At 52.5% G+C, this 6,717-nt stretch carries 5 protein-coding genes and 1 other annotated feature; all 5 genes read left to right on the top strand.

What is annotated here, in order from left to right; all coding sequences use genetic code 11:
• Positions 1-570 precede the first annotated feature (570 nt).
• The 5 genes from ACI31J_RS06950 to rplL all read left to right on the top strand — a co-directional run bounded on the left by ACI31J_RS06950 (position 571) and on the right by rplL (position 6,572).
• A complete protein-coding gene (locus ACI31J_RS06950; RefSeq protein ID WP_439773704.1) occupies positions 571-1,764 on the top strand; it encodes a PLP-dependent aminotransferase family protein in 1,194 nt (397 codons plus the stop codon).
• Between the two features lie 178 nt (positions 1,765-1,942).
• Complete coding sequence (locus tag ACI31J_RS06945; protein ID WP_439773703.1) at positions 1,943-3,700, top strand: ABC transporter ATP-binding protein; 1,758 nt, start codon at positions 1,943-1,945, stop codon at positions 3,698-3,700.
• Positions 3,684-5,447 carry an ABC transporter ATP-binding protein gene (locus ACI31J_RS06940; RefSeq protein ID WP_439773702.1) on the top strand — a complete coding sequence of 588 codons (1,764 nt, stop codon included), beginning with the start codon at positions 3,684-3,686 and terminating at the stop codon, positions 5,445-5,447. The genes ACI31J_RS06945 and ACI31J_RS06940 overlap by 17 nt, the downstream gene beginning before the upstream one ends.
• Before the next feature lie 46 nt (positions 5,448-5,493).
• Positions 5,494-5,612 (top strand) — a sequence feature (ribosomal protein L10 leader region).
• A gap of 31 nt (positions 5,613-5,643) precedes the next feature.
• Positions 5,644-6,144, top strand: coding sequence for a 50S ribosomal protein L10 (gene rplJ / locus ACI31J_RS06935; RefSeq protein ID WP_439773701.1), 501 nt, complete (start codon positions 5,644-5,646; stop codon positions 6,142-6,144).
• A 62-nt stretch (positions 6,145-6,206) separates the two neighbouring features.
• Complete coding sequence (rplL, locus tag ACI31J_RS06930; protein WP_439773700.1) at positions 6,207-6,572, top strand: 50S ribosomal protein L7/L12; 366 nt, start codon at positions 6,207-6,209, stop codon at positions 6,570-6,572.
• Positions 6,573-6,717 lie beyond the last annotated feature (145 nt).

Raw genomic sequence — 6,717 nt, 5'->3', positions numbered from 1 at the left:
ATGCTACTAATGTCGCTTTCTTGCATTATGCTCACCTCGCCGTTAATTATTTCAAAAACAAACAAAAAATCCCTTAAGCATCGAAATGCTTAAAGGACGAATAAATCGCGGTACCACCTTTTCTTCATGGAAAGAATCCACCTCAGTCAGACAAATAATCTGCTGCCAGGGTAATGGTTGGCGACCAGGCCGACTTACTGTTATTCAGTGACCAACTTGCAGGTGATCTCGGGAGTGGGCCCGCGGCTAACTTTCACCAACCGTTAGCTCTCTGTTGCCAGTACCCACCGCGAATTCCTGCGCGCTGTTTTTTGCTTGTAATTAAGTTTAGCTAAACTATACTCATCATTTTCTAATCTGTCAACAAGAAATTTAACAAACAGCCGGTCAAAAAGTTTTTTTGCGGTGGATCAGTTAATGAAGAGACTGCTTCGTCCGGCCCTTGAAATTGCAGATAATTTAATTCAATGCTTAACAAGCAAGGGCAACTAGTGTATACTACTTGCCAACAACTGTTTTATTAAAAAACAATTAAAAACTAGTTGAAGTTTATTAAGAGGAGTGACGACAATGACAAAGTTTAACTATTCTAAACGAGTTCCAGCAGATGGCACGGATGCGGTGGGTACGATCCTAAAGGCAGCGGCGGATCCGCAAATTATTTCATTTGCTGGTGGGTTGCCAGCTCCTGAACTTTTTCCCGTTAAGGAGATGAAGGAAGCTGTCGACCGAGTCTTCGTAAAACACGGTCAGAAAGCCATGCAATACGGGGCTGCCAAGGGGGTTACCGCCTTGCGCGAGCTGATCCAAAAACACGTCAAGGACAAAGAAGACGTGGATGCCGAACTTGAAAATGTGTTGGTGACGACCGGTTCCGAACAGGTATTGGACCTGGTCGGCAAGGCCTTCGTCGACCCTGGTGACACCGTCTTAGTTGAGCAGCCGACCTACCTGTGCGCCCTGGACGTCTTCAAGACCTACGGGGCTAACTTTGCGGGCGTGGAGATGGACGAGCAGGGGATGAAGATGGATGCCTTGGAAGAGGCATTGAAGTCCCATCCAAACACGAAACTGATCTACACGGTACCAAACTTCCAAAACCCAACTGGCCGCACGATGGCTCTGGAACGCCGCAAGCAGCTGGCCGAGCTGGCGGCTAAGTACGACGTCTACGTCCTGGAAGACAACCCGTACGGTGAGATTCGCTTTGCCGGCCAACATGTGCCGGCCGTGAAGTCCTTCGACCAGACCGGCCACGTCTTCTACATGAGTACCTTCTCCAAGACCCTGGCGCCCGGCTTCCGTTTGGGCTGGCTGGTCGCTGATGAGGACGTCGTCAACAAGCTGACCGTCCTGAAGCAGTCAGCGGACCTGCACACCGATAACTTGGCCCAGTATGCGGTCGTGGAGTTCTTGCAAAACAACGACCTCGATGCCCACGTCAAGGAGATCAGTGACCTCTACGGCAAGCGCAAGCAGTTGATGGTCGATGGGATCAAGAAGTACTTCCCAGCCGGGGTCAAGTACACCGATCCCGAGGGTGGAATGTTCCTTTGGGTTGAAGTGCCTGGGGTGGACGATACCGTTGCCCTCTTTAAGGAATGCCTGAAGCACAACGTTGCTTTCGTACCCGGGGACCCATTCTTTGCCGGCGCCGCCCAGCCTGGAACCTTCCGTCTGAACTACTCCAATGCCCAGGAGGATAAGATCACGGCGGGGATGAAGCAGCTCGGTGCCGCCCTCCAGGATGCCGTGGCGAAGTGATGATATTCAGCGAGTAATTGACATTTTTGAAAACCCCTGAGGGATACAGCTAGGCTATGCTGTATCCCTTTTTAGTTTATTCAAATATCAAATGGTTGGGGATCAAGGAAAAGTATTTTATAATCAAGTGTTAGTCAACTATCATATAATAAGTAACTCGTTGAAAGAAGGGAAAATTGTGGCAATTCTCAAACAGCTCGGCTGGTTCTTCCGCCAGCAGTGGCGGCAGTACCTCGGCGGGGTGGTCGCGCTGATCTTGGTGGCGATTTGCAACGTCATTCCGGCACGGATCATTGGAAACGTGGTCGACGCCATCAGTGCCCACCGAGTAGTTTTGGACTGGTTGCTGGTCCAAATAGGCATCATGGTTAGTGCCGCCTTGATTCAGTACTTTCTCCGCTTTGTCTGGCAAAAGCTTCTCTATGGCAGTTCATATGTTTTGGAGCGACAGCTGCGCAGCCAGCTCTTTCACCATTTCATGGTCATGGACCCGAGCTTCTACCAGCGCTGGCGGACCGGTGACTTGATGGCCCACGCCACCAATGACGTTGAGGCGGTCCGGGAGGTGGCTAGCTACGGGATCCTGACGCTGGCCGACTCGGTCATCACCGGGGGATCAATGATCATTGCGATGGGGGCCTTCGTCAGCTGGCGGCTGACTGTTATCACCCTCCTGCCGCTCCCCCTGCTAGTGGTTTTGTCCTATCACCTGGGAAACAAGATTCACGATGCTTACGGGCGTGCCCAGCAGGCTTTTGGCCGGCTCAACAATAAGACTCAGGAAAGTATCAGCGGAATCAAGGTGGTCCAGTCACTTGGGGAAGAGGAGGCCGACCTGGCTGACTTTCACCACTACGTTCAACAGGCCCTCCATACCAACTTACGGGCCTACTTCTGGGACGCGCTGTTCAGTCCAGCCACCACGCTGATCATGGGGATGGCCTACATCATCGCGATCGGTGTCGGCGGCTGGGCCGTGGGACAAGGGCGGCTATCGGTTGGACAGTTGGTCACGATGATCACCTACCTTGGCGAACTGGTCTGGCCACTGTTTGCGATCGGGACCCTGTTCAATACCCTGGAGCGGGGACGGGCCAGCTATGACCGGATTAATGCCCTGCTAGCCGAGAAACCGGCTTGGCTTCCGGCCCCCGCGGGGGTGTCGGTGCCAACAGGAAACATGGCGGTGGCCATCGACCGTTTTGCATACCCGGAAGAAAAGGATGATGTCCTTCACGATGTCCGCTTTAAGATTCCGGCCGGGGCTAAGATCGGCCTGGTCGGACCGACAGGGAGCGGCAAGTCAACCTTGTTGCGTCTGCTGGTGCGTGATTTTGACCATTACCAGGGGAAAATCAGTGTTGCCGGTCAGGACATCCGGCAGCTTCCCCTTGAAGGTTACCGGCAACGGGTAGCCTATGTGCCCCAGAACAGTTTTCTTTTTTCAACCACCGTTGAGCGCAACCTCCGCTTTGGCAACCCCGCGGCCGATCCCCAGCGCCTCCGCCAGGTGACGGCGGCCGTGGCGATGGCCAATGAAGTGGCGGCGATGCCTGATCAATACCAGACCACGGTTGGCCAGGATGGGACAAACCTCTCCGGTGGCCAGAAGCAACGGCTGGCACTCGCACGGGCCCTGATGAAGGATGCCCAGCTGCTGGTCCTCGATGACCCGCTCTCGGCCGTCGATGCCGAAACGGCGGAACAGATTGAACAGCGCCTGGAGAGCGTCGAGGGGCGGTCAATTATCATGGCGACGAGTCGGCTGAGCACGGTCAGTCAGCTGGACTGGCTAATCGTGATGGAGAGAGGAACCATCACGGAACAGGGAAAGCCGGCAGAACTCATAAAGCGGCCGGGCTGGTACCGTGATACCTTACGAGAGCAACTGCGCAGAAAACGATTGGAGGATGACTTGAATGGACAAACAGACTAAGTTGACTCACCACCGGCAGCGGGTTGTTTTACGCCGAATCTTTAAGGCGGCCCGACCTTTTTGGTGGCAGTTTACCCTCGCAATCGGCGTGGCCGTAGTCCTCAGTGTCGTTAACCTCCTCTTGCCCCGGCTGATCCAGTTCTACATCGACCACTACCTGCGCCATGGCCCGGTTCTATTGAAGTGGATCATCATGTTTGCCGGGATTTACCTGGCCTTAACGATTATCCGGGCCCTCTTGCAATTCATCCAAGCCTACAGCTTTGCGGTGGGGGCGGAGCGAACTCTGGAGAGCCTGCGGGACCGCCTGATTCACCACATCTACTTCCTTGGGATGCGCTTCTTTGATTCGACCCCGGTTGGCGAGATTGTGTCCCGAGTGACCAATGACACTAAGGCTCTCTATAACTTCTGGAACCTGATTCTGAACCTGGTCGTCGCCGTGACTGGCCTGGTCGCGTCCTTCGTCGCCATGTACATGGTGAGCCCGCTACTGGCCTGGTTGACCCTGGGATTGCTGGCAGTGATCATGCTGCTAGTGCGCTGGTATCAGAAACTCAGCGTGCCCGTGTACCAACGGGTTCGGGCAAGCCTCAGCAACTTGAATACCCGGCTCAATGATGCCTTAGGCGGGATCGAGATCATTCAGCAGTTTGGTCAGCAGCACCGCCTGGCCGCTGACTTTGACCAGGAGAACAACCGTTACTTCGGCTACCGTAACCGTCTGATCAACTTCGATTCCTTCTTGCTGTACCCGATCGTCAGCCTGATGTTCATCCTGGCGGAGACGGCGACTCTGGGTTACTTTGGCTGGCACAGTGAGCAGACAATGGTGGCCGCCGGGGTGGTTTACGCCTTCATTGCCTACCAGCAGAACTTCTTTAACCCCTTGACCAGCGTGATGGAGAACCTCGCGACCTTCCAAGAGGGGATCGTTGCTGGTGACCGGATCTTTACCCTGTTGGACCGGCCGTCAACCCAACCGGCCCAAGGGGATGAACCCCTGAAGATTACGGCTGGCAAGATTGAGTTTCGGCACGTAACCTTTGGCTATGATTCCCATAAGCCGGTCTTAAAGGACATCTCCTTTACGGTCGAGCCGGGGCAGACGGTGGCCCTGGTCGGTCACACCGGAAGCGGGAAGAGTTCGATCATTAACCTGTTGATGCGTTTCTACGAATTCCAAGAGGGTCAGATCTTGATTGACGGCAAGGACATTCGCCGCTATTCGTTGCGTGAGCTCCGCCACCAGCTCGGCCTGGTCGTCCAGGAGCCGATCATCTTCTACGGGACGGTGGCCCACAATATCGGGATGTTTACTGACGAGCAGGACCAGCAAAATATCCGTAGGGCCGCCGAGCTAGTCAATGCCGCTACTTTTATCGAACAATTACCCCGCCAATATGCGACCCTGTTGAGCGAGGGTGGGAGCAACCTTTCAAACGGGCAGCGCCAGTTGATTGCCTTTGCCCGGGTAATGGCCCGTCACCCGCGGGTTTTGATCTTAGACGAGGCGACGGCCAGCATTGATTCCCACACCGAGAAGATGATCACGGCCAGCATCAATGAGATGAGCAGGGAGCAGACGACGATTGCCATTGCTCATCGTCTCTCCACTATCCGAGATGCCGACTTGATCCTGGTCCTGCGTGACGGCCGGATCATTGAACGGGGGACTCACACAGAACTGATGGCCGAAAATGGCTACTATGCGAAGATGGTTCGCTTGCAGGAAGCAGAAAGTTGAAAAAGTCCCTTTACAGATGTGGGCGAGACATGTTAAACTAACAAAGTTGATTAATATGACTCTGCCTAAGACTCAGGTGGCTCTTGCCTTAATCGTATGCCTGCCGAGGAAGAAATGTAAATTCCTTCTCTATGTCTGCGGTCATAGGGATTTTTTATTAAATCCGATCAAAATACATTGCAGGAGGTGAAAATTCATGAGTGAAGCAACTATTGCTAAGAAGGCTGAAATCGTTAAGGACACTCAAGCTCTGCTTAACGATGCACAATCAGCTATCGTTGTTGACTACCGTGGTTTGACGGTTGCCGAAGTTACTGACTTGCGTAAGCAACTCCGTGACGCCGGTGTTAAGATGTCAGTTATCAAGAACAAGATTCTTGACCGGGCCGTTGAAGGTACTGACTACGAAGACTTGAAGAGCACTTTTGTTGGTCCTACTGCTGTGGCTTTCTCAAACGAAGACCCAATCGCACCAGCAAAGATCTTGAAGAACTTTGCCGATGACCACGACGCTCTTGAAATCAAGGGTGGCTTCATCGAAAAGAGTGTTAAGACTCTCGATGAAATCAACGAATACGCTTCTATGCCAAGTCGCGAAGAACTGTTGTCAATGCTTGCATCTGCACTGCAAGATCCAATGCGGAAGATTGCCCGTGCAGTCAAGGCCGTTGCCGACAAGGAAGACGAAGCCGCATAATTGCCGTATTAAGATTAGATATCAAATTAAAATCAATTACCTAAATATTGGAGGAAATAAACATGGCTTTTGATAAGGATGCTATCATTGCTTCATTAAAGGAAGCATCAATTTCTGACCTTAACGACCTCGTTAAGGCTATCGAAGACGAATTCGACGTTTCTGCTGCTGCTCCAGTTGCTGTTGCCGGTGCTGCCGGTGGCGACGCTGCTGCTAAGGACAGCTTCACTGTTGAATTGACTGAACCAGGTGCCGCTAAGGTTAAGGTTATCAAGGCTGTTAAGGACATCACTGGTGTCGGCCTGAAGGATGCTAAGGACCTTGTTGACGGTGCTCCTTCAGCTATCAAGGAAGACGTTAAGGAAGACGAAGCCAACGAAATCAAGGAAAAGCTTGAAGCCGCTGGTGCTACTGTTACCCTTAAGTAGTCTTACATTCATTAATACAGGGAAAGGTCGCCATTTGGCGGCTTTTTTCTTTAGACATCTGTTACGACAGATGTTGCCACCTCTCACAGAAGGCACTATTGCCTGTCAAGTATACAGTTCAAATAGAAAAATTATTTATGCGGCT

It is taken from the genome of Limosilactobacillus sp., assembly GCF_051873075.1.
Taxonomy (GTDB): domain Bacteria; phylum Bacillota; class Bacilli; order Lactobacillales; family Lactobacillaceae; genus Limosilactobacillus.
Note: the sequence above shows the minus strand (reverse complement) of the source record. Positions and strands in the feature narration are given on the sequence as shown.

What these genes read in the sequence shown, in the direction of transcription:
- ACI31J_RS06940 (WP_439773702.1), top strand. Translation starts at nt 3,684, where the DNA reads ATGGACAAACAGACTAAGTTGACTCACCACCGGCAGCGGGTTGTTTTA.
- ACI31J_RS06950 (WP_439773704.1), top strand. Translation starts at nt 571, where the DNA reads ATGACAAAGTTTAACTATTCTAAACGAGTTCCAGCAGATGGCACGGAT.
- rplJ (WP_439773701.1), top strand. Translation starts at nt 5,644, where the DNA reads ATGAGTGAAGCAACTATTGCTAAGAAGGCTGAAATCGTTAAGGACACT.
- rplL (WP_439773700.1), top strand. Translation starts at nt 6,207, where the DNA reads ATGGCTTTTGATAAGGATGCTATCATTGCTTCATTAAAGGAAGCATCA.